The organism is Streptosporangium sp. NPDC004631, from assembly GCF_053601935.1.
The window spans coordinates 142,525-163,217 of the sequence record NZ_JBSGCR010000002.1; the positions used below are offsets into that span (position 1 = coordinate 142,525).

21 protein-coding genes are annotated in these 20,693 nt (G+C 66.6%); 4 read left to right on the top strand and 17 right to left on the bottom strand.

Features of this window, described 5'->3' with window-relative positions; all coding sequences use genetic code 11:
• The 17 genes from ACWEF2_RS02315 to ACWEF2_RS02395 form a co-directional block, all read right to left on the bottom strand.
• Positions 1-768 (bottom strand): phytanoyl-CoA dioxygenase family protein, encoded by a 768-nt coding sequence (locus tag ACWEF2_RS02315; protein ID WP_453811198.1) that lies wholly within the window; start codon positions 766-768, stop codon positions 1-3.
• Complete coding sequence (locus tag ACWEF2_RS02320; RefSeq protein ID WP_453811199.1) at positions 761-1,864, bottom strand: hypothetical protein; 1,104 nt, start codon at positions 1,862-1,864, stop codon at positions 761-763. Before ACWEF2_RS02320 ends, ACWEF2_RS02315 begins: the two co-directional genes overlap by 8 nt.
• Positions 1,848-2,660, bottom strand: a complete 813-nt coding sequence (locus ACWEF2_RS02325) for a 2OG-Fe(II) oxygenase family protein (RefSeq protein WP_453811200.1) — start codon at positions 2,658-2,660, stop codon at positions 1,848-1,850. Before ACWEF2_RS02325 ends, ACWEF2_RS02320 begins: the two co-directional genes overlap by 17 nt.
• Positions 2,629-3,717: a glycosyltransferase family 4 protein gene (locus ACWEF2_RS02330; protein ID WP_453811201.1), complete on the bottom strand. Its 1,089-nt coding sequence runs from the start codon at positions 3,715-3,717 to the stop codon at positions 2,629-2,631. Before ACWEF2_RS02330 ends, ACWEF2_RS02325 begins: the two co-directional genes overlap by 32 nt.
• 33 nt (positions 3,718-3,750) lie before the next feature.
• A complete protein-coding gene (locus tag ACWEF2_RS02335) occupies positions 3,751-4,479 on the bottom strand; it encodes a glycosyltransferase family 25 protein (protein ID WP_453811202.1) in 729 nt (242 codons plus the stop codon).
• Positions 4,480-4,927: 448 nt separating this feature from the next.
• Positions 4,928-5,989: a cytochrome P450 gene (locus ACWEF2_RS02340; RefSeq protein WP_453811203.1), complete on the bottom strand. Its 1,062-nt coding sequence runs from the start codon at positions 5,987-5,989 to the stop codon at positions 4,928-4,930.
• Positions 5,986-6,915, bottom strand: coding sequence for an NAD-dependent epimerase/dehydratase family protein (locus tag ACWEF2_RS02345; RefSeq protein WP_453811204.1), 930 nt, complete (start codon positions 6,913-6,915; stop codon positions 5,986-5,988). The genes ACWEF2_RS02340 and ACWEF2_RS02345 overlap by 4 nt, the downstream gene beginning before the upstream one ends.
• Positions 6,912-7,976 (bottom strand): 2OG-Fe(II) oxygenase family protein, encoded by a 1,065-nt coding sequence (locus ACWEF2_RS02350; protein WP_453811205.1) that lies wholly within the window; start codon positions 7,974-7,976, stop codon positions 6,912-6,914. The genes ACWEF2_RS02345 and ACWEF2_RS02350 overlap by 4 nt, the downstream gene beginning before the upstream one ends.
• Positions 7,977-8,085: 109 nt before the next feature.
• Positions 8,086-8,739: an HAD family hydrolase gene (locus ACWEF2_RS02355; protein ID WP_453811206.1), complete on the bottom strand. Its 654-nt coding sequence runs from the start codon at positions 8,737-8,739 to the stop codon at positions 8,086-8,088.
• The gene (locus ACWEF2_RS02360) at positions 8,736-9,812 is read right to left on the bottom strand and encodes a nicotinate-nucleotide--dimethylbenzimidazole phosphoribosyltransferase (RefSeq protein ID WP_453811207.1); all 1,077 of its coding nucleotides are present in this window, start codon (positions 9,810-9,812) and stop codon (positions 8,736-8,738) included. Before ACWEF2_RS02360 ends, ACWEF2_RS02355 begins: the two co-directional genes overlap by 4 nt.
• Positions 9,809-11,110 (bottom strand): glycosyltransferase family 4 protein, encoded by a 1,302-nt coding sequence (locus ACWEF2_RS02365; RefSeq protein ID WP_453811208.1) that lies wholly within the window; start codon positions 11,108-11,110, stop codon positions 9,809-9,811. Before ACWEF2_RS02365 ends, ACWEF2_RS02360 begins: the two co-directional genes overlap by 4 nt.
• The gene (locus ACWEF2_RS02370; protein WP_453811209.1) at positions 11,107-12,756 is read right to left on the bottom strand and encodes a carbamoyltransferase family protein; all 1,650 of its coding nucleotides are present in this window, start codon (positions 12,754-12,756) and stop codon (positions 11,107-11,109) included. The genes ACWEF2_RS02365 and ACWEF2_RS02370 overlap by 4 nt, the downstream gene beginning before the upstream one ends.
• Positions 12,757-12,785: 29 nt before the next feature.
• Positions 12,786-13,715, bottom strand: coding sequence for a TIGR03621 family F420-dependent LLM class oxidoreductase (locus ACWEF2_RS02375; RefSeq protein WP_453811210.1), 930 nt, complete (start codon positions 13,713-13,715; stop codon positions 12,786-12,788).
• Positions 13,712-14,599 carry a carbon-nitrogen hydrolase family protein gene (locus ACWEF2_RS02380; protein WP_453811211.1) on the bottom strand — a complete coding sequence of 296 codons (888 nt, stop codon included), beginning with the start codon at positions 14,597-14,599 and terminating at the stop codon, positions 13,712-13,714. Before ACWEF2_RS02380 ends, ACWEF2_RS02375 begins: the two co-directional genes overlap by 4 nt.
• Positions 14,599-15,687, bottom strand: a complete 1,089-nt coding sequence (locus ACWEF2_RS02385) for a Gfo/Idh/MocA family protein (protein WP_453811212.1) — start codon at positions 15,685-15,687, stop codon at positions 14,599-14,601. Before ACWEF2_RS02385 ends, ACWEF2_RS02380 begins: the two co-directional genes overlap by 1 nt.
• Positions 15,684-16,622, bottom strand: a complete 939-nt coding sequence (locus tag ACWEF2_RS02390) for a transglutaminase domain-containing protein (RefSeq protein WP_453811213.1) — start codon at positions 16,620-16,622, stop codon at positions 15,684-15,686. The genes ACWEF2_RS02385 and ACWEF2_RS02390 overlap by 4 nt, the downstream gene beginning before the upstream one ends.
• Entirely contained in the window at positions 16,622-16,753 is a 132-nt protein-coding gene (locus ACWEF2_RS02395; protein ID WP_453811214.1) for a hypothetical protein, read from the bottom strand. The genes ACWEF2_RS02390 and ACWEF2_RS02395 overlap by 1 nt, the downstream gene beginning before the upstream one ends.
• A gap of 485 nt (positions 16,754-17,238) precedes the next feature.
• On the opposite strand from ACWEF2_RS02395, the gene ACWEF2_RS02400 reads away from it, so the two are divergent.
• The 4 genes from ACWEF2_RS02400 to ACWEF2_RS02415 all read left to right on the top strand — a co-directional run bounded on the left by ACWEF2_RS02400 (position 17,239) and on the right by ACWEF2_RS02415 (position 20,630).
• On the top strand, positions 17,239-18,150 hold the full coding sequence (locus tag ACWEF2_RS02400) for a glycosyltransferase family 8 protein (RefSeq protein WP_453811215.1): 912 nt from the start codon (positions 17,239-17,241) through the stop codon (positions 18,148-18,150).
• Positions 18,151-18,235: 85 nt separating this feature from the next.
• A complete protein-coding gene (locus tag ACWEF2_RS02405) occupies positions 18,236-18,490 on the top strand; it encodes an acyl carrier protein (RefSeq protein WP_453811216.1) in 255 nt (84 codons plus the stop codon).
• Positions 18,491-18,573: 83 nt separating this feature from the next.
• Positions 18,574-20,019, top strand: coding sequence for a class I adenylate-forming enzyme family protein (locus tag ACWEF2_RS02410; protein ID WP_453811217.1), 1,446 nt, complete (start codon positions 18,574-18,576; stop codon positions 20,017-20,019).
• Positions 20,016-20,630, top strand: a complete 615-nt coding sequence (locus ACWEF2_RS02415; RefSeq protein ID WP_453811218.1) for a hypothetical protein — start codon at positions 20,016-20,018, stop codon at positions 20,628-20,630. Before ACWEF2_RS02410 ends, ACWEF2_RS02415 begins: the two co-directional genes overlap by 4 nt.
• Positions 20,631-20,693: the final 63 nt, after the last annotated feature.

Here is a 20,693-nt window from a genome sequence, read left to right on the forward strand (position 1 = left end):
CTATCTGAGAAACAGAGACCGAATCTCTCCGGGCCAGCCATGATAAGTTTCATCCGAAACTTCGAGTGACCTGTCGTGGCGATATCCAAACCATTTGCGTTTGTACACAAGAGAGAGCATCGCCCTGTGCTCTTGCGTCTTGTTGGGCGTTCCCCGATGCCAGAGGCGTGCGTCACGGATGATAATGGATCCCGCAGGGGCGTTGAGACGGCATGATGTCATCCTCATTGACCGAGCTTCGAGGTCGGCCGCGTGGCCTCCGCCCTCCCGGTCCGGAAGAAGATGACTTCCCGGCCAGATCTCGGTGCTTCCGTTCTCGACGGTGAAATCACACAGCAGGATGTTCACCGCGAGCATGAACGGGGGTGTCGGCAGTGAGATTTCCGAACCGAACAACAGCCGCACATCGCGGTGGATCTCCTGGAAATCGGAGCCCGGCTCACAGATGTTGGAATTGTAGTAGGCCAGTCGGGCGTCGCTCCCCAGCATCGACCGCACACAATCGAGGACGATGCGGCTCGCAAACACATCTGGATTGGAGAATACTCCGCGTATGGGAGGTTGTATCTGATAGTGGTTCTTCCCGCTGTGGCTGGACTCCAGGGGCTGGGCCTCGTCCACTCGCCGCAGCTCATCGTAGAGCTTCGAATACTCAACGCGAACCTGCTGGAGAAGCTCGGGACTCAGTGCCCGGGTGAGGACCGCATACCCTATGTCAGCGATCTGGTCGCAGACCTCGGAGAGCTCGAATTCCGGGCCGTCATGCATTTGCTTTTCCCTTTACACGGGTGCTCTTCTGGAGATCGCGGCCGGTGCCGACACCATAGAGGAATTCCTCTGCCGACAGCAGTTGTGGAAGCCTGTCCACCGACTTCAACCAGTAGTGGTGCTCACGCACGGGATTGATGATCGGCTTCGCTGGCCGGTCCTCGTGATCCAGCGCGAGCCGACAGTACAGATCGGGAAAGTTCACGCCGAGCTGCGCGAGAAAGAAAATCGACGAGTAGAAGCGCGCGGGCTGGACCTCCGTGGGGAGGGGGTTCCCCCGGCGATCATAGGTGAAGTCGACGCCGATTACGCCATGTGGTCGAGCACTGGTCGTATGGACACATCGAATCGCCAGCTCGTGCAGCCTCTCGTCCCATACGGTCCGCTGCGCGCCGGTGACACCGGTTACCCCGGAGGCGGTGGCCGAGGGATATTTCCAGGAGAGCCTCTCACGCAGTTGCGAGCAGACAAGGCTCCCGTCATACCAGAGTCCGCTGAAGGTGGCGGTCCGCGTGGTCAGCTTCTCTGCCGCCGTGAAGTCACACCAGCCCTCGTGTTCGTCCAACCACGCGTGAGCAAGCGCCGGCGAGCTGGTCGACAGGGAGCCCGAGCCGCCGCTTCCCCACCGACGTCGAAGCCAGACTTCGGGATGTCTCCGCATGACATCGTCGATGGCTGCGCCATCAGTGACAAGGACGGTATCCGGAACCGGGACACCGGCGCCCTTCAACGCCAGCCAGGTTTCCCATTTGTCCTCCATCCGGCGGTGGTCGGGTTTATCGGGAAGAAGCGTGGGGCGGACGAGGTCTTCGCGGGACTCGCTGATGGCGAGGAGCTGCGGGCCGGTGTCCGCGGCGTAGATCAGGTCGACGTCCTCGGCTTCGGCGATCTCGTTGATCGTGTCGACAAGGCCGGACGGATCTTGCCAGGAAATGAGATGTTTCCGGCTGGCCTCGCTCGTGTGAAAGTCTTCTACCGAGGTGTCCAGTCCCACAACCCGATAGCCACCGGCCGATTCGAGAGACCGGGTGAAGTTCAGACCCGTGCCGTCACCGGAGTTGATGACAAGAATGGACTTTTCAGAGGAGCGGGACATTGGGCAGTCCAAACACTGATGGATTGTTCCGGACCAGATCACGAAGATCGATGTCCTGTTCACCTGTCCAGGGCCTGAGCGGCGCGGCGAGGTCCGGATTGACGAAATACATGATGGCGATGCGATTGGCCAGCCTGTGGTTGCGCACCTGGTGGTCGAGGGGCGCGACCTTCCCTCCCGACAGGGCCGTAAGAACTGAGCCCGCCATGATGAGCACTTCGTTCTCGCCTGTTGAAACGGGTAGCGGTTCGTCCTGGTCCAGCCAGATCTCCAACCCGGGGGCGGTCGTGTGGATGACCGTCAACAGGTGGCCGTCCTCGTGGCGATCCTGGAGGAGATCGCGTGCCGACGACGATTCGGGGTAGAAGTTCACCTGCAGGTAGGAGGCCGCGGCGAAGGTGGACGGCTCCATATCGCCGAAGGTGCCGGCAAGGTGGGTTATGACGTCCGTCACGAAGGGAACGAGCAGGCCGCGCCAGGCCAGCAGAGAGTCCATGAGCGCGGTCAGACTCTCGGCTCCGGGGACCAGGTCCACTCGATCGTTCCACAGGGTGAAGCATTCATTGAGGTCGGGACGGTCGGGCGAGATCGAATACTCGATGCCTATGGGCCTGTAACCAAAGTTGAGGTCATGGCTGGAATGTCTTCTCTTGGCCTCCATCGGGAGGCCGAAGAACTCCCGGCTTCGGGCGAGGGCACTTTGCAGAACCATGCTCGCCCCCGCAGGGAGTGATACGGATGAGTAGCCGTTGGAAAGCAGATTTTCATTGGCTCTGTTGTCCAGGGGGTCGATCATCAACGTCCTCCAATGACGTCTCTTCAGGTCTTACGAGTCGGCGATAGAGTCGTTCGTAGCCGCTGACCATCTGCGGGGCGGAGAAGCTCCTCTCCGCAGCCGACCGGCAGTCCCTCGGACTGATCTCCCCCGTTCGGGATATATACCCGGCCAGGTCCTGCGGACGGTCCGCGACGAACCCGGTCACCCCATGCTCGATGAGCTCCGGAGTCGCCCCCATACGCAGGGCGACCACGGGGGTCCCACATGCCAGTGACTCGGCGGCGGTGAGTCCGAACGGCTCCTCCCAGAGCGTCGGGACGACGGTGCACCGTGCTTCTCGGTAGAGCTCCACCTTCTCGGCGAAGCCGACCTCGCCCAGTAGTTCCACCTGGCCGCCGAGCAGCGGCTGGATCTGGGTGCGGAAGTACTCCTCCTCCTTGGGAAACTCGACGGGTTTTGTCGCGACGAGCAACCGTAGCCCGGCTTCTTTCGCCGCGGTGATGGCCAGGTGCAGTCCCTTGCCGTACTTCATTCGGCCGATGAAGAACACGTAGTCACCCTTGGATGCGGAGTAGTCGAATCTCTCCAAGGGCAGGCCGTGATGAATAACATCACTCACGCGCAGATCCGGAATCATCGCGCGTTGAGCCGCACTGACGGCGACAAGATGAACCCGGTCATGGATCTGCTCGTAGAGCCGGCGTATCTGGCTCTCGCCCGGAGTCGTGTGGATTGTATGAACGACAGGCCTGACCCTTGACGCTATCGCTCCGAAGGCGGGACCGATCGGATCCGTGTGATCATGAATAACGTCGTATTGATCAGCATCGAGATAGGCTGCCAGAACATGGTTCAGCTCGAAGAACGGCGATTCGAACGACTTTCCCCAGCCCGGCGCCCTGGAATAGTAACTTCGTACTTCAGCCGTGGTCGTCGAGTCCCCGGAGGCATATACGGTCACGTGGTGGCCTCGCTTTACCAGCCCCTCGGCCAGGATGCTCGCTATCTGCTCGATAGCCCCATACATGGGTGGTGGCGTCGGAAGCCAGACGGGGGAGACAATCGCTATTCTCATGGGATTACCTGACGTTGACACGGTTCCTCCCGGTCAAACATCCGAAACAAAAGCCGACAACTCGGTGTCACTGCCCGCCTCCCGTTTGGGCAGTTGAGTCACCAAGGGGGGCTCGAAGGCGAGCGCACGGATCCGCTTTGAATAGCGCCTGCGCACATCAGTTCTCGGATGATCAAGATACATGGCGGGGAGAAACTCATCCATGGGAATGATGCCGCGGTGCAGATCAGAGGCCAGGAAGGCCTGCACGGCCGTGCGATTGACAAGGTATCCGTAGGATCCATAGCTGAAACCGGGTGCCAGAAACCCGTTCTCCCGCGGCGCATCCGGCTCCTGCGGATCGCGCCCGAGGTAAATAAGCATCGGTTCTTCCAGGTCGTCAAGGCTGTTGAGCCCCCGGAGCAGCCTGGTCTGGAAGTCGTCGGACAGGCTCACATCGTCTTCGAGAACGAGGAAGAGTGAAGCGGTCGTCCCCAGGGCGTCACGCCAGCAATGGAGATGGCTTATCGTGCAGCCGATCTCACCAAACCGCAGTGGCCGTCCCCACCAGCGGTGGTCGGACTCCATCTCCCACGGGAACAGCTCGTACCCATGTCGGGTAAGCTCAGCCCGATCAAGGTGAGCGCCGTCGAACGGGCCATTCCAGTCTGACGTGTAGTTGGCTTTGAAATCTTCAGGAAGAAGTTCTTGCATTTGATGGCGCCGATCGGCCCGGCGGCGAAGATTGACAACATAGACACGAAGGTCGTCGGACGTTATCATAAATGCCCTTCCAGCTAAGAACAGCTGTCGAATCAGCTTCCTCGATAACTTCAGAGCCGAAGAATGTCCAGTCAATCAGATTGGCAATTTGATATATCACATCACGTCACAACGCTCCCGCGCAAGAGCTTTTGTGACCTTGACGCATGTCGGCCTGTTCACCTCGGCCGGCCTTCTGGGGCCGCGAGAGCGGCGTAACTCCGGAAGAATTCGCCCGGAGCGTAAACAGTCAAGGCCCCGTTACGTCATGTGATTCCGCCGGGTTGGCCGGGCAGGCGGACGCGGTGGAAGGATCGGCTCAACAATTCCTGCCGGCCACTACGAATCCGCGAAATCCGGCAAGATCGCCTCAGCCGCGGCCCGCCGCTCAGCCTCCGCCGTACTGGCCAGTCAGGCTGCCGAGAGCGGCCGGTCCGCGAAGAGCCGGCCGCTCTCGGCGCGTGGTTCTTCACCAGGCGACGGGCAGGTGGCATACGCCGTAGACGAGGTCCTTCGCTCGGTAGTCGATGTCCTTCTCGGCGATGTCCAGGCGCAGGCCCGGCAGGCGGGTGAAGAGGGTCTCCACGGCTATCGTTGCCTCCATCTGGCCCAGGCCGCCCCCCAGGCAGCGGTGAATCCCGTGCCCGAAGCCGAGGTGCGCACGGCCGTCGCGCCGCGGGTCGAAGTCCTCCGGGCACGGGAAGACCTTCGGGTCCCAGTTCGCCGAGTGCAGATGGAGGATGACATGGTCGCCGGCCGGGATGGTGCGGCCCGCGATCTCGAGGTCCTCCTTCGCCACACGCACCGGGCCATGCTGGATCACGCTCCAGTACCGCAGCGACTCCTCCATTGCAGGCCGCGCCCAGCGGCTCGGGCCGCTTAGGAGTCGTGCCGTGAGCTGCTCATCTCGCAGGACCACCAGCACTGTCAGGCTGGTGACCGCCGAGGTCGCGTCCAGACTCGCTGCCAGCAGGAGCGTCGCGACGCCCACGGCCTCTTCCTGGCTGATGCCGGTCTGCTCCGCGTCGTCGCCGCCCATGCCGAAGAGGCTGCCCGAGACATGGCAGGGCAGCAGGTCGGCGAAGTACTTGACCAGGTCCGCTGTGCGCTTGTTCCCCGCGGTCAACTGGTCCACGAGCCGATTCGCCAGTTGTTCGATCGCAGGACGGCGGGCGGCTACGGCGGAGGCGCTGAATTCGCGGGTGAGCAGGCCACGGAATCGCTCGTGGTCCGGCGGATCCATGGAGAGGAACACGCCGGGACGTTGTTCCCGGTATGACAGTGGCACCAGCGGGTAGCCTTCGGTCGTCGCGTCCGAGCTCATGCGGCTGTCGCCGAGCAGGGCGCGGATGTCTGCGTGTCTGGTGACCAGCCAGGCCTTGCCTCCGTATGCGAGCTCGACCTCGATCGGCGCGCCGTCATGGCCCTCCGGGCGATAAGCGCCGAGCGGGGCGAACGGATCGTCCCGGGGAGCGGGGAACCTCACAGGGCACGTCCCCCGGGCCCGGTCGGTCGTTCCGGTACCGCTCATCGCACTCCTCTTTCATCATTCCGAATCAGGTGACTCCGCGCTTCGCGCATGCCGGCGAGCGCAGTGATGTAGTCCGCGAGACATACTTCGGGGCGCCACCCCAGAGCCTCGGCCTTGGAGATGTCAGCCAGCCCTCGGGCGCGGTCTCCTCGCCTGGCCGGCACCATCTGGACCGCGCCGCGAAACATCTGTGCGACGTCGATGATTCGATATTCCTGTCCACTGCCGAGCAGGTAGCCGTCGCCGTCGCCGTGCGCGGCACAGACCAGCACCCCCGAGACGATGTCGTCGACATGGGTGAAGTCGCGGGTCTGGGTGCCCGGCTCCGCGACCGTCAAGGGTCGGCCCGCGCGCATCTGCTCTTCAAATATGCCGATCAACGTGGCGTAGGGGCCGACGGAGATCTGGCGCGGGCCGTAGACATTGTGGAAGTAAGTGATGACGTATTTCAGTCCATACCAGGCGCCGACGTTGCGGATGTACTCGACATTCTTCGCCTTCATCCAGGCGTAAGGGCTCAGATGCTCTTCGACGCCCTGATCTCCGAACTTCGAGCTCGACCCCGCGTACACCAGACGCGCCCGGTGCGCGAGGCACAGGTCCACCACCGCCTTCGTACCGAGGAGGTTGGACCTCCAGACCTGGTCCAGCTCGCTGAAGGAGCGCAGGACACGCGAGTACTCGCCGAGGTGATAGACGGAGCTCGGCGACGGGAGGGAACGGTCGGCCCAGAGCCGGGAGATCTCAGCAGTCTCTCCCTCGACATACTGGACCCTGGGGTCATCCGCGTGGTTCTCCTTACTGCCGGTGAAGTAGGAGTCGACAGACACGATCGACGACTCGGGGTACGTACGCAGCAGCCCGGGGATCAGATGACTGCCGATGAAGCCCGCCCCGCCGGTGACCAGGATCAACTCGTCACTCACAGCCGCCGTCCGGTGTGGTCGGCGCGGTCCCTGGTGGCACGGTTCATCAGTTGCTCGGTGATGAAGGCCTGACGGCTCTTCCCCGCGAAGTATGCGTCCGCACGTTGCGGGCGGTGCCGGAGACCGGCTGACGGATCTCGGCCGCCGGGGATGGCCGAGATCAGCGCCGTCGGACCCGGCTGGCAGAAGTAGGCAATGGAGAGGCGGTCGTGGCCGGCGAGCTCCGGGGGAGGCGCGACGACGCGGTGCACGGCACTCCGGAAGCGCTCCTCCGTCCACACGGCCATCAGGTCGCCGACGTTCACCACGAAGGACTCCGGGACGTCCGGCACCTCCCGCCAGATCCGGTCGCGGCAGAATACCTCCAGGCCGCCGGCCCCTTCGTCGCGGTGCAGGATCGTGAGCGAACCCCAGTCGCGGTGGGCGATCTTACGTAGGCCATTGGCCAGGCCAAGAGCCTGGTCCTGGTCCTGGTCCAACGCCGGATAGTGGTTCGTGGTCAGACTCGACATGTTCGGCTCGAAGCAGGGGGCGAACCAGTCCTCGGCGACGCCGAGTGAGATCGCGAACAGCCGCATGATCCGCGCCGCCAGATCGCCGGCGGCGGACATGTAGGCGCGGTACGCCTGAACGAAGCCGGGGATGGGCGGGCATTTGTTCGGCAGGCAGAGGGCCGGGTCGACGTCCTCGCCCAAGGCGGCCCGCGCGCCCGGTTCACCGAGGGCGTTGATGGTGTAGGCCTCGACGGGTTCGATGCCGCGGGACATCAAGCCGCGCAGAAGCGGGTCGGCAGGGTCGGCCGTGAGGCCCGATCTCGCCTCGTCAGGGCCGCAGAACAGTTTCCGCGTCATGGTTCGCAGATCATTGACCAGATATGGCGGGATGCCGTGGCCGATGACGATGAAGAAGCCGTTGCCTTCGCAGGCCGCGCGGATCGCCGCGGCCGTGTGCGCGCAGGTCTGGGGGTGCGCGGTGTCAACCCCTGTGACATCGATGACCGGGAGCCAATCGGTGGCTTCGGCCGGGAGCGGGGTCGTATGGCTGGCGGGTGTCAGTTCCATGCGGGCCGTCCACGGCGCGGCCGCGTCGGCCGCGCGGACTTCGTATCTGGATACCGCCTCGCGTGCATACACTGCACCTCATCTCATCGTCGTTGGTCCGGGCCGGAGATCAGTGGTCTGACGGTTGCGCGCGATCGCCGGAGGCGGTCGGCCACACAGCGGCGCCGAGCTCCGCGGGCAGGCCGGCCCGCCCGATGATCAAAGTCCGTACACCTGCCGCCCGGCCCTGCCCGCGATCCCATTCGCTGTCGCCGACGAAGAGGGTCTCGTGCGGGCGTAGGCCGAGACGGGACAGCGCGAGCACGAGGGCGTCCGGCGCCGGTTTCGCCAGCGCGTCCTGGCGGGCGACAGTCAGCGGGACATCGAGACCGCCCGCTTCGAGCAACGCCTGCGCGTCCTCGCGGGAGCGACCTGTGCATACGCCCACTGCGACGCCCCTGTGCCTGAGGCCGTCCACCACTTTGACGGCGTGCGCGACCGGCCGCGGGCGCACGGTCCTCAAGACTTCTCTTAGCGCACTGCGATACGCGAGGAGTGCGGCGTTCGCCTGGTGGGGGCCGACGAGCTCGCCGAGGGTGGCGAGGTCGGTCGGCCGTTGGGCGTGAAAGAGCCGGACCGCACTGACCCGTTCGGCGCCAAGGGCCTTTACGGCCCGACGCAGGCAGCTCGCATGGATTTCCCAGGTGTTGAGCAGGGTGCCGTCCAAGTCGAACACCACTCCACGCAGTTGCCCATCTGGCGAATCCTCGTCAGGGTGCGTCACCGTGCCTCTTTCGCGTGCATAGCCAGTCCGACATCTCGGGCCCGTGGGGTGCGTTGTGCGAGCGTGAGCGTGGTGTTGATCAGGCCGAGGGCAAGCGCCGCACCGCTGCCCATACCGAGACGCAGGCCAAGGTCCAGTAACGGCTCCAGGCCCAGCGCCCCAAGCAGCGGTGGATGTCCGGGTTCGGCCGAACGGTGCCCGGCGACGAGATAACCCGCCGTCTCAGGGCGCAGACGGACGGCGAGCAGCGCGGCGACACCGGTGATGAACCCGTCAAGAACGATCACTTTGCGCTCGGCGGCGGCGGCGAGGATCACCCCGACGTTGCCGGCTATCTCAAAGCCGCCAAGCGCGGCAAGGAGCGCGAGAGGGTCGTCGGGCAGTCCGCGTACGCGCTCCAGGGCCCGTTCGACCAGTTCGCGTTTACGCTGCACGCCGAGGTGGTCGATTCCGGAGCCGGGACCGACGACCAGCCCCGGCGACGCGTCCAGCATGCGGGCGGTCAGGGCGGCGGCGGCCGTGGTGTTGCCGATGCCGATCTCGCCGACCGCGATCATGGGCTCCGTGCCAAGGCGTTCCCGCGCATAGCGAGCGCCGCGGAGTATCGCCCGTTCGGCCTGGTCGAGTGTCATCGCATCGTGGGTCCGGATGTCGCGAGTACCCGGTGCCACCTTGTACTCCTGATCCCCTACCGGGTCGACCAACCCGAAGTCCGCCCAGGCGACGCGGGCGGAGACGCTCTCGGCGATGATGTTGATCGGGGCACGCCCCGATCGGATGAGCTCCAGGACGTGGCCGCCGACCTCCCGAGGAAAGGCCGACGTGCCGTGCCGCGCCAGGCCGTGGTCGGCGGCGATGACACTGACCACGGAGGGCAGCAGGCCGGGGTCGGCTTCGCCGCGGATCATGGCGATTCGGCCAACAAGGTCGTCAAGCCGGCCGAGGGCGCCGGGAGGCCGCGCGAGGGTGCGCAGGCGCAGGGCGGCCAGCCGGCCCATCCCCGGGGCGAGCGGGGTGACCCGGCCGCACAGCGCCGCGACGGTCTCGCCACCGAGAGGGGACATATCGGTCATCGAGAGAGGCCCCGTTCTTGGACCAGGCCCGCGGCCAATGCGGACATGTGAATGACGAAACGCTCATTGGTGAAGTGCTTCGCGATCCGGCGGCGGCCTGCCCCTCCCCGCGCGGCGGCCTGCTCCGGATCGGTCAGGGCGCTGCGCAGAGCGTGCGCGAGGGCTCCCGGATCGAGCGTGCGGTGTCCGAGCGGGCCCCCGACCGGCACGGGGTAGCCGTACCTGCCGTCCGGGATCAGTTCTCTGAGGGAGTCGACGGCGCTGGCGACCACTGGCCGGCCAAGGGCCAGCATCTCCGCGCAGACGTAACAGAAGGACTCCCAGACGCTCGGCACCACGGCGACGTCGGCCACGGACATCCACCCCAGTACCGTGGTGCGCGGCAGGCCGCCGAGCAGGGTCACGCGATCGGCCACCCCGCGTTCCTCGGCGAGCCGCAGTAGCGGCTGTTCCTGAGGGCCGGAGCCAAGAAGTACGAGGTGGGGGAGTGCCGTGGATCCGCTGGCCGGTCGTTCCACCGGGCCGAGACCCGCCAGCGCGGTGATCAACTGGGTGAAGCCCTTGACCGGGACGAGCCGTCCGCAGGCTACGACAAGAGGGGTACGCGGACCGGCGGGTGTCGCGGCGAGCAGTGCGTCCCGCCGCTCCAGCCGGGTGTCGTCGCGCTCTGTCGAGGCCATCTCCTCCAGGTCGACGCCGAGATGTACGACCTTGTGCCGGAAGGCATCCGTTCCGTACTGCCGGGTGATCGAGTCGCGAAGCGCCTCGCTGATGAAGACCGTGAGATCGCTGCCGAGCAGTGCCTTGCGCTCGATGTCCATCAGATGCGCGTGGTCGGAGGAGACCCCACTGGTCACCTGGTGCGCGCCGGGATCGTACGGGGTGATCGCACGAAAGTCCTGCAGCAGGATATTGATGAGCGGGACGCCGTGAGCACGGGCGAACAGGCTCGCCTCCGGGTAGCAGAACAAGTCGGGCAGGGCGACGATGTCCGGCGGCCCGACGCCGTCGGTCAGGCGCCTGGCGGCGTCGTACAACTGCCTATGGGTGCGCAAACTGTCATCGCTGAGGCCCGAGTTCGCGTTGTAAACGGAACCGGTGCCCACGCGTAGGACGGTGACGCCGTCCCCATCCTCGCTCCGCTCGATGCCCGCGGTTGGATCGGCGGTGACGACTGCGACCTGCCAGCCGTGCCGCGCGAGACCGACAGCGAGGTTTCGGGTGACCAGACTGGTGCCACCGACGATGACCGGCGGGTATTCGCGAGAGAAGATCGTGATCCTTCGGCCCGTTATCATACACCTGACTCCTTGTAGGCCACCAGGTCACCGAGGACGAGCACGTCCATCTCGGTCTTGAGGAAGCAGCGCACCGCGTCGCCGGGAGTCTCGACCATGGGCTCCTCGTTGTCGTTGAAGGAGGTGTTCAACAGCACCGGGACGCCGGTGAGCGTGCCGAAGGCTTCCAGCAACGCCTCAAGCCGAGGATTGAGGGTGCCCTGTACGGTCTGCAGGCGCGCGGAGCCGTCGACATGTGTGACGGCGGGGATCACCGAGCGCTTCTCGGGCCGCACCTCCGGCACCATGAGCATGTACGGCGCTGGGACGGCCGTGGTGAAGTACTCCTCCTGCCGCGCGCTGAGCACGATCGGCGCGAAGGGCCGGAAGCGTTCGCGGTGCTTGACCTTGGCGTTGATTCTGTCCTTCATGCCCGGGTCGCGAGGGTCGGCGAGAATACTGCGGTTGCCCAACGCCCTCGGGCCGATCTCCGAACGTCCCTGAAACCAGCCCACGATCGCGCCGGAGGCCAGTTCTCGTGCCACATGCGCGGACAGGTCCCGTGGCCGCTCCACACGCAGCCGACCGGCCTCGCCGGCGAGCGCGGCCTCGATCTGCGCGCGACCGTAGTCGCGCCCGAGGTAGGGGGAGAACGGCTCGGCAGCCGGTTCCCACATGTGCCCGCCGATGACGTGGTAGCCGTAGAGGGCCGAACCAAGGGCGGTGCCGCTGTCGCCCGCGGCGGGCACGATGTGAACGCGTTCGAAGCCGGTGTGCTCAAGGAGCTTGAAGTTCGCCACGCTGTTGAGGGCGACACCGCCCGCCAGGCTCAATTCCTTGAGGCCGGTGCGCTCGTGGAGCCAGCGCGCCAGGGTGATGACGATCTTCTCGGTGTGCTGTTGGACGGCGTAGGCGAAGTCCGCGCGGACCTCGTCGAGCTCTGCCGGGTTCGCCGCCGCGGCGAGTTCTGTTTCGATGAAGGTTCGCAGGCCGATCTGCTGGGCAGTGGACTGGCGGAATTCGCCGTCGGTAAGGCGGTAGAAGCCGCCGAGCCGCTCCGTGTAGCGCGGGGAGCCGTACGGGGCCAGGCCCATTGTCTTGCCGGGGGCGCCCATGCCTCCCGACGTGAACAGCCCGATGGCCTTGGAGACCGCCTCGTACATCCAGCCGACAGAGTCCTCGTAGGGGTCCTCGGAGCGGCGGTCGGTCAGGGTGACGCGGCCGTGCTGGGCGCGCAGGACCTTCGGTCCTTCAGGGGACGCCTCGTAGAAGGTGACGGTCTCGCCGAAGATCCGGCCCTCCTCGACGACCGTCGACCCCCGACCGTCCATGACGAGGACCGCGGCCCGCTCGAAGGGAGAGGTGTAGAACGTGCTCGCGGCGTGCGCCAAGTGGTGGCCCATCCATCGCACTCGGTCGCGTAGGCGCAACGTGTAGACGGGATTGACGAAGTCGTTGGCCACCACGAGGTCGACGCCGTCCACGTCGATTCCCGCCTCGGCGAGAACGTAGTTCGCCGCGAGGCAGCGCTGCAGGCGCGGGCCGAGGCCGAAGGCGATCTTCTTCCGGGTCAGCCGTTCCTCCTCCACGGCTGATATGACCACTCCGTCCTGCACCAGCGCGGCGCAAAAGTCGTGGTGCGACCCTCCGAGTCCCAGTACGCGCAACGCTCTCCCCCTCCTAGACTTCGACGTGGTCACTTGCCGGCCAGACGCGCCACGACTGGCGCGAAAGCCTGGGCCTGCGAAGAGGGCAGCACCCAATAGCTGATACCGAAGCGTTCCCGGCGCCGCTTCAGCCGCTCGCAGACCTCATCGACGGTTCCGACGAGGGCCAGGGGGGAGTCCAGCGCTTCGGCGGGTGGCAGCCCGAACATCCGTGCGAGGACCCGGTCGGCGTAGCGGGCGCTGTCCGGCACGATGGCGGCGGCAAACAGCAGACACTGGAGCTCCGGCTCAGAGGTACGCTCGCTGGCCGCCTCGCGCACCCACCGCACGCGTTCGTCGAACCGCTCCGCGCGAGCCGAGAGGCCGAAGGTGCTGTCCTTCGTACCGGAGGAAAGCTGGGCGGAGAGCGAGACGATGTCGGCTTGGCGGGCGGCCGCGCGTAGCATTCGGGGGCCGCCGCCACCCATCGTCCAGAGCGCGGGGCTCGGACGGGGCTCACCGACCGCGCCGTCCACACGGTGGAAGCGCCCGTCGAAGGTCACGGTGCCCTCGTCCCACAGACGGCGAAGGATCGAGACGGCCTCCTGCGTGCGCTCGATCCTGTCACCGGCGGATTCGGCGCGGACGCCCGCGCGAGCCGCATCCGAGGCGAGCCAGCCCGCGCCCACCCCGATCTCAAGTCGTCCGGGGGCGGCGAGGTCGAGCGTGGCGAGTTCCTTGTAGAGGACGGATGGCTGACGGAGCTGGGCGCCCAGCATCAGAGGCCCGAGGCGGACCGTCCTGGTGAAGCCGGCGGCGAGGGCGAGGGCGACCAGTGGGCCCCATTCGCGGTTCATGTGGTCGGGTACGAGCAGCGAGTAGCCGATCTCCTCGCAGCGTGAACAGAGGGTTTCCCAGTCGGTGACGGTCTGGGCGCCGCCGGCGAGCACGCCGAACCGGAAGGGGCGCGTGCCACTCATCGCGGATCACTCCCGCACGCGCCGTACGGTGCCGGAGTCTGCGGCATGGCGGTCATCTCCGTGAGGCGTGCGTAGGCATGCGGGCGGCGGTGGGGGGCGCCCCAGATCGAAGTGGCGCGGTAGGCGCGCAGCGCGGCCAGGTCGAGGTCGACGGTCACTATCCGCTCCTGGCCGTCGGCCAGCGCAAGGGTGTGGTCGCGCGGACGGCCCCTCTCCACCGCGCGGCCGTCAAAGACGCATGAGCGCCCGTTCATCCGCGGGAGGGGGTAGTTGGCGATGGCGACGGCCACCGAGTTCTCGAAGGCCCGTGCCCTGACCTGGCCGATCCGGTCGTCGCACAGCAGCGAGGCATTGGGGCAGACCACAAGTTCGGCGCCTTCGAGGGCCAGGACGCGACAGGACTCAGGCTGCTCCCGGTCGAAGCAGACCATCACGCCGAGCCGGACTGGCCCGGCGGCCGTTTCCACATCCGTCACGTGGAAGCCGTCGCCTGGATCGAAGACCCGCTCCCAGGTGAAGTCGCAGGTGTGGACCTTGCGATAGACGTGCGCGAGGCGACCTCCGCTGTCGATGACGGCGGCCGCGTCAGCTATCCGACCGGCACGCGAGTCCAGATAGGTGATCACCATGGCGAGACGCTCTCGAACGGCGATCTCCCGGAAGGCGCCGACCCACGGTCCGGACGCGTCCGTGGCGAGAGCTCGCCATCGCCGGGCTTCGGACTCATCGGAAGAGCATGGCGCGTAGCCGGTTTGCCAGAGTTCGGGGAACACCACCAGGTCGGCGCCGAGACGTGCCGCCTCAGTACAGGCCGCGAGCCCGCGCCGCAGGTTCTCGTCCGGATCACCGGGCATCGCGCGGCACTGGATCAGGGCGAGGTGCATCAGCCCTCCTCGGCGAAGGAGCCGACGTCGGCGGCAGGGAAGTTCATGGACCGTACGGGAACGGGGCCTCGCAGGCGGGCGGAGACGACGGCCGCCTCAAGCATGGCCATGGTTCCGAGGTTGTTCGTGGCTTCGCCCCAATGTCGCCTTCCGGTGATCAGCGCGTCGGCGAAGTCGTCGAGCGGGCGTGAGATCTGAAGCACCGGATCATGGTCGAAGGCCGCGTCCGCGGTCCTGGCGAAATCTTCGGCGGATTTGTCCTGGGTGAGCTCTCTGCGGACGACTCCTGCGCCGTCCCATTCCGCCGTGCCGCCTGGGCCGGCCGCTCGCCACGTTCCGCCCCAAGGGGTGGGCAGAGCCGGCGCGCACCAGGTGCCCGTGTAGTGAAACCGTGAGCCGTCGGTCATCTCGAAGAGGGCAGCGGCCTCGGCTGCACCGCGATAGCCGCTGCCTGCGCGCTCGACCGCGTCACAGTACACCGATATCGCGGAACTGCCGGTGAGCAGGCGCGCCGCGTCGAAGGCGTGCACCGCCATGTCGGTGAGCAGAGGCTGGTCGAGGTCCGCGCGGAAACCGGCGCCCGGGTAACTGCGGCTGAAACGCGCGTGAAGCGTATACAGGCCGCCGAGCTCCGCTATCGCCCGCTTGAACGCCGCGATCCCCGGCTGGTGGCTGCGTGACTGGCTGACCATCAGGATCCTGCCGCGGGCGTGGGCTTCCCGGGTCAGCGCCACCGCTTGATCGAGTTTTGTGGCGAAGGGCTTCTCCGTCAGTACCGAGAGACCTGCCTCCAGCGCCTGAGTGATCATCGGCACGTGCTGGTCGGGAGGTGTGGCATTGACACATGCGTCTGCCGCGAGATTCGGCAGCGCCCACAGACTGTCAGCCACGGGGAGGCCCGGTAAGCGCAGCCGCAGGGCAGCGCCCTTGGCCTGGCGTGGGTCGGCATCGACGATCCCGGCCAGTTCGAAGCACTCATGCCGGTGGACGGCGCGTGCCCAGGCCAGACCCATCGCGCCCGCGCCGGCGAGTACTACGCGGATGGGGCGACGGTGGACCCGCTGGCTGGGGGTCACTGGAGTTGTCACGGGTACGGGTCCTCCTGCGCGCGGTTGGTGGCCAGGGACAGAAAAGTCGGCGCCCCGTGGTGGGTGATCAGGTTCGGGTCCTCGTCGGCGATTCGCCAGGTACAGGCGCCGATCGAACGGTGCGGCGGCCAGAGGGATGGGCTCAGGAACGACCAGTCGGTCAGCAGGTTGACGAGGTGCGGGTCGATCGCCGTCCATGTGCCGCCGTCCCGGACCTCTGTCCAGGAGTGCTCCATCGAGTACGGCACGGCGATGAAGAATCCGAAGGCGCAGCGGGAGGCCAGACCCATGTTCCGCGCTTCGTGAGTGAGGAAGAGCGCGGCAAGGCCGCAGTCCGCGAGTCCGGTCTCGGCCAGAAAGCCGAGGTCGGCGCGGAGGTCCTCGGGCAGCAGGTGATATCGCAGAGGTCTCGCGAGAGCGGCCAGTTCCCGCAGTCCCTCCTGGTGGCTGGGTTCGGGGCGTTCGATACGGCGGCGCAGCCCGCACCGGTGTCCCTCGGAATCCGGGGTGAAGCCAGGCAGGGTGCGCAGGGTGTCGCTGAGCTCATACGCGCATTCACCTGAGTGTCCCGGTGATGGGCAGCGGGCCTCGACGTGAATCTCGAAGACGGTGGACGCGGCTCGCGCGGCGGCGACGAGGCTGTTGGCCCAGCCACGCATCGCCATGGCGCGGGCGGTGGGTAAGCGCAGATTAAGAGCTGTATTGGTGAGGTCGAGGCGGTCGTAGAGCCACCCTCCCCGGGTTTTCGCGCAGGGCAGTCCGAGATCGGTGAGACGACCAAGCAGGGGGCGGGAGATCTGGTGCTCCCAGGCGGCACGGCGCTCGTCCTGGACGAACTCGCGGTAGCGGTCGGGGACGCGCCGGACGCGGTCGACGACAACGGAGAGAGCAGCCTCGGTGGGTTCTTCGACGGCAGGCGGGGCCGCGCCGGCCATCAGGCGGCATTTGCCAGGCGACCGAATCCGGTGTTGACGTGCTCCGGACAGGACAGGCCGGCACGCCTGTTCAACAGCAGGCCGATGTCCGCAGGGTCGGCCGGGTGGACATCGGCGACGGCGATCCGCATGGCGATTCCTTCCAACGAAAATGGGATTTCGGGAAACTGGAACGTAAGAAGATCTCTTGTCGGACCGTAAATGTCGTGATTGGGTTGCGTCAACCCGCCGGTTCGGACGGCGGGGCGGGCATACCGCTCTCCAGCGCCATCCTGCGACATACTCAGAGTGAAGAGGCAATGACACCCCTGAATAACCGGTGGTCCATCAAGCGGGGCGTCCGTGGACAGTGCATCGTGAACAATGTCCGCGACACACCGCACCGACTTCTTTTAGAATAGAAAGGCTTCCGGCCGACCGTCGGCCGTTCGCCTGTCCCGCCACTGCCTACCCGGTTGATTTCGGTGCGGGACCACGGGAGTTGTTTGACGCTCTGCCCTCTTGAGCGGGTTATCGTCGCCGTGGTGACCGTGCTCAGCGCGTCCACGGCCATCACCCCCGCCTAATGGCGCCGCGCACCGGCCTTCTCGGCTCATCGTCTAGCAGGAGAAAACGAGTGGATCCCCACAGTGGTCTTCGGCCTGCCTCCGGCAGGCCGCGTATCGTCTTCGCTGTCGACGAAGCGTTCTGCCTTCCGCTTACCGTCACGTGGCAGTCCCTGCGCGTCGCGAGCCCTGAGCTGTGCGACACGCTGCAGGTCGATGTGCTGTACGAGGAGCTCGCGGAGACCTCGACCGGGCGTTTGCGGCAGCACGCGGACAGGTTGGGACTGCGTGTCGTGCTACGCCAGGTGAATCTGAAGCCGATCCACTACCCCACCGCGTTTGGTGGAGCTCACGCGAACTATCTCCGCCTCATCATTCCCGAGCTGTACGAGGACTGCGATCGGTTGCTGTACCTCGACTCCGACCTGCTTATCCGGGGCGACCTCCGCGGTCTTCTCGACACGGACCTCGCCGGGGCGCCGATAGGCGCTGTCCGCGACCCGCTCAACCCGCTCGTCGGGCGAGGCAGAGCCCTGCCCGGATGGTCGAAGCTCGGCATCCCCGCCTCTCGTGAATACTTCAACTCCGGGGTCATGCTGATCGATCCGGCGGTCTGCCGGCAGCAGGAGCTCTTCCGCCGCGCGGTCGACTTCATCGCCACTCGCCCCGAGCACATCCGGCTGTGGGATCAGGATGCCCTGAACTGGGCCGCCGAGGACCGATGGCACCGACTCGACCCGCGCTGGAATGTCTTCCCGATATCGGCGCTCGTGCGCACGCCCTGGGTCCGCTACACCACCGAGGACATTGTTCCGTTCGACGAACTGGCTGCCATGGAGGCTGAGCCGGCGATCCTGCACTACGCGAGCCCGGCCAAACCCTGGAGGGGCCTGTTGCCCGAGGGGCCGTCCGCCTCGCTCTACCAGAACTTCCTGCGCACCGTGCAGGACTACGACAGGGAAGCCGCTGCGAACCTTGCCTGACCCTGGGGCCGGGCCCTTCGTCAGAGCCCTCGGCAGCCACGGTCGTGACCGCTCCGCCTACCGTCATCTACCCAAGGAAGTTCTCATGGCCAACCGCCAGCTCATTTTGGACACCGTCTTTCAGCGCCTGCGTGAGGTCATCCCCTCGATGCGGGACACTCCGCCGGACTCCGAGAAGGATCTGCGCGAGTACCCCGAGTTCGACTCCCTCGGCGTCCTGGAGATGCTCGTGTGGCTTGAGTCGGAGTTCTCACTGGTCATCCCCGACGAGGAACTGGTCGTGGATCGGTTCTCCAGCCCGGCGAAGATCGCTGACTACGTTCTGGCGGCGCAAGGCTGAGGCCGTGGCGCGCGGCGGCTCCTCTCCCGGGGCCGCCGCTTGTCCTTGATCGCCCTTCGTCACCTCTGGATTGGGAGCCTCACATGATCGAGCCGAGCATCTTCGCCGCCGTCGCCGAGTCCGCAGGCCGTGGTGGAACGCCCGCGTTGTCAGCCGGCGACCGCACGTGGAGCACGGCCGAGTTGCTCGGTGGCGCGGAGGTCCTCGCCGCGCGACTCGGCCGCCTCACCCTTGGGGTCACGCTGGCCGCCGAACTCACCCATCCCGTGGCCGCCGCGCTGGTGACGCTCGCCACCGACCTCGCCGGTGTCCGCCTCGTCCATCGCGATCCAGGCGCGCCCGCCATCACGACGGACGCGTCGGGTCCGCTCGTGCACGACGGAACCAGAAGCCTGCCGGCACCGGTCGAGACACAGTTGCCCGACGTCTGCGGCCTGCCTGCGCTCTGGTTCCGGCCGGGCTGTGGGGACCGGCAGCCGATCACGGAAGACATACCAGCCGGTGCCCAGATATTCCTGACCTCTGGCTCGACGGGCGAACCCACCGGAGTCGTGCGGAGTGCTCGGGCCGTACTGGAGGACGCGCGGCGCGTCGCGGACTTCCTGGGCTACGGGCCCGGTGCGCCGGTGGTGTGCACCGCGCCGCTCTTCCATGCCTACGGGTTCAACTACGGCCTGATCGCCCCGCTGCTGTCCGGCGCGCCCGTGCGTGTCCTGCCGAGCCGCTCGCTGCCCTCACGTTGGGCGGCCGCCGTTCACACGGCCGGTGCTGTGATACTCATCGGCCTGCCCGTCCACTACGGGCTTCTGACCACGGATCCGATGGCCGGGGAGTCGGCGCCTGGCTTGGCGGGACTGCGTGCGGGCGTGTCGGCGGGGGCGCCTCTGACCCCGGCAACCCTCGCCCGCGTCAGCGAGGTCCTGCCCTTCCCGCTGTACAACTGTTACGGCTCCTCGGAGGCCGGGGCCGTCACGCTGACTCCGGTCACCGTCAGGGAGAGTTCCGGATTCATCGGCGCTCCGCTGCCTGGAGTCGATGCGCGTGTCGACGACGGCGAGTTGCTTCTGCGCACTTCGTCTCTGGCTCTGGGGAGGACGGGACCCTACGGGAGCGGGAGCCTGACACCTCTGACCGATGCCGAGGGCTGGTATCACACAGGCGATCTCGCGGAGCCGTGCGGCATGCCTGGTGACGTGGCGGACACGGGCCTGCGGCTGTGCGGCCGAACCGGATCCGTGATCAACGTCGCTGGGGAAAAGGTTACCCCCGCGCAGGTCGAGCAGCTCATCGCGGGCCACGCGGGGGTCGTCGAGGTGCAGGTGCGGGCCGAACCTGACGCGACGCGGGGCCAGGTCCCCGTGGCACGGGTGGTGCTGCGGCCCGGAGTGGGCACGGATGAGCTCGCCGGCTGGTGTCGCGAGCGGATGGCGCCTCACCAGGTACCGCGCCGCTTCGAGGTGGTCGCCGGTATCCAACACTCCGCCAGCGGGAAGCCCTTAGCCTGGTCGACCGTGACCGAGGAGCCATGAGCGCGGCCGCCGGCATCTGGTCTTCCTCCATCCAGGCCTTGGACCGCCTCGGCGTCGTCGGCAGACTCCTGATGACCTCCGACGGGACAATCACCGCGATGCTGGAGGAGATCACCGGTGATCGTATCGTCACCGCGGACCTGGCGCGTGGCGGACGGGCGCCCGGTCGCGCGGCCGCGATCCTCGGACACGCGCCTGGCCAGGGGGCCCTTCTGGTGCGCTCCACCAACCTCGTCGGCGCCGCGTCGGGTTTGACCTATGTACGGGCCCGTACGGTGCTGGTGCCCGACGCGCTGCCGCGCGAGGTGTACCGGGACCTGATGGGGACGCGGGAGACTATCGGCAGGCTTCTCCGGTACCACAGGGTTGAGACCTTCCGTGAACCGCTTGGCGGTCGGCTGCTAAGGAAGGGCGAGAACCCAGACCCGTTGGACGATGACATCGCGGCGGTTGCGGACAGGGCGGTCGACGGGCCGGAGCCCGAGCCGGTCGCCGGGGCCTGCCGGACCTACCGGGTGTTCATCGGCGGCAGGCCGGCGGCGCTTATCGGGGAGGTTTTCGCAGCGGTCTGCTTCGTGTGCGACTGCGACCCACCCGTCGGAGCCCGTTGACCGCCCGCGTCAGCCCCACGTTCAGATCACCGGCGCCTCACGGCTCCGCCAAAGGAAAGACTT

What these genes read in the sequence shown, in the direction of transcription:
- ACWEF2_RS02315 (WP_453811198.1), bottom strand. Translation starts at nt 768, where the DNA reads ATGCATGACGGCCCGGAATTCGAGCTCTCCGAGGTCTGCGACCAGATC.
- ACWEF2_RS02320 (WP_453811199.1), bottom strand. Translation starts at nt 1,864, where the DNA reads ATGTCCCGCTCCTCTGAAAAGTCCATTCTTGTCATCAACTCCGGTGAC.
- ACWEF2_RS02325 (WP_453811200.1), bottom strand. Translation starts at nt 2,660, where the DNA reads ATGATCGACCCCCTGGACAACAGAGCCAATGAAAATCTGCTTTCCAAC.
- ACWEF2_RS02330 (WP_453811201.1), bottom strand. Translation starts at nt 3,717, where the DNA reads ATGAGAATAGCGATTGTCTCCCCCGTCTGGCTTCCGACGCCACCACCC.
- ACWEF2_RS02335 (WP_453811202.1), bottom strand. Translation starts at nt 4,479, where the DNA reads ATGATAACGTCCGACGACCTTCGTGTCTATGTTGTCAATCTTCGCCGC.
- ACWEF2_RS02340 (WP_453811203.1), bottom strand. Translation starts at nt 5,989, where the DNA reads ATGAGCGGTACCGGAACGACCGACCGGGCCCGGGGGACGTGCCCTGTG.
- ACWEF2_RS02350 (WP_453811205.1), bottom strand. Translation starts at nt 7,976, where the DNA reads ATGGAACTGACACCCGCCAGCCATACGACCCCGCTCCCGGCCGAAGCC.
- ACWEF2_RS02360 (WP_453811207.1), bottom strand. Translation starts at nt 9,812, where the DNA reads ATGACCGATATGTCCCCTCTCGGTGGCGAGACCGTCGCGGCGCTGTGC.
- ACWEF2_RS02365 (WP_453811208.1), bottom strand. Translation starts at nt 11,110, where the DNA reads ATGATAACGGGCCGAAGGATCACGATCTTCTCTCGCGAATACCCGCCG.
- ACWEF2_RS02375 (WP_453811210.1), bottom strand. Translation starts at nt 13,715, where the DNA reads ATGAGTGGCACGCGCCCCTTCCGGTTCGGCGTGCTCGCCGGCGGCGCC.
- ACWEF2_RS02380 (WP_453811211.1), bottom strand. Translation starts at nt 14,599, where the DNA reads ATGCACCTCGCCCTGATCCAGTGCCGCGCGATGCCCGGTGATCCGGAC.
- ACWEF2_RS02390 (WP_453811213.1), bottom strand. Translation starts at nt 16,622, where the DNA reads ATGGCCGGCGCGGCCCCGCCTGCCGTCGAAGAACCCACCGAGGCTGCT.
- ACWEF2_RS02395 (WP_453811214.1), bottom strand. Translation starts at nt 16,753, where the DNA reads ATGCGGATCGCCGTCGCCGATGTCCACCCGGCCGACCCTGCGGACATC.
- ACWEF2_RS02405 (WP_453811216.1), top strand. Translation starts at nt 18,236, where the DNA reads ATGGCCAACCGCCAGCTCATTTTGGACACCGTCTTTCAGCGCCTGCGT.
- ACWEF2_RS02410 (WP_453811217.1), top strand. Translation starts at nt 18,574, where the DNA reads ATGATCGAGCCGAGCATCTTCGCCGCCGTCGCCGAGTCCGCAGGCCGT.
- ACWEF2_RS02415 (WP_453811218.1), top strand. Translation starts at nt 20,016, where the DNA reads ATGAGCGCGGCCGCCGGCATCTGGTCTTCCTCCATCCAGGCCTTGGAC.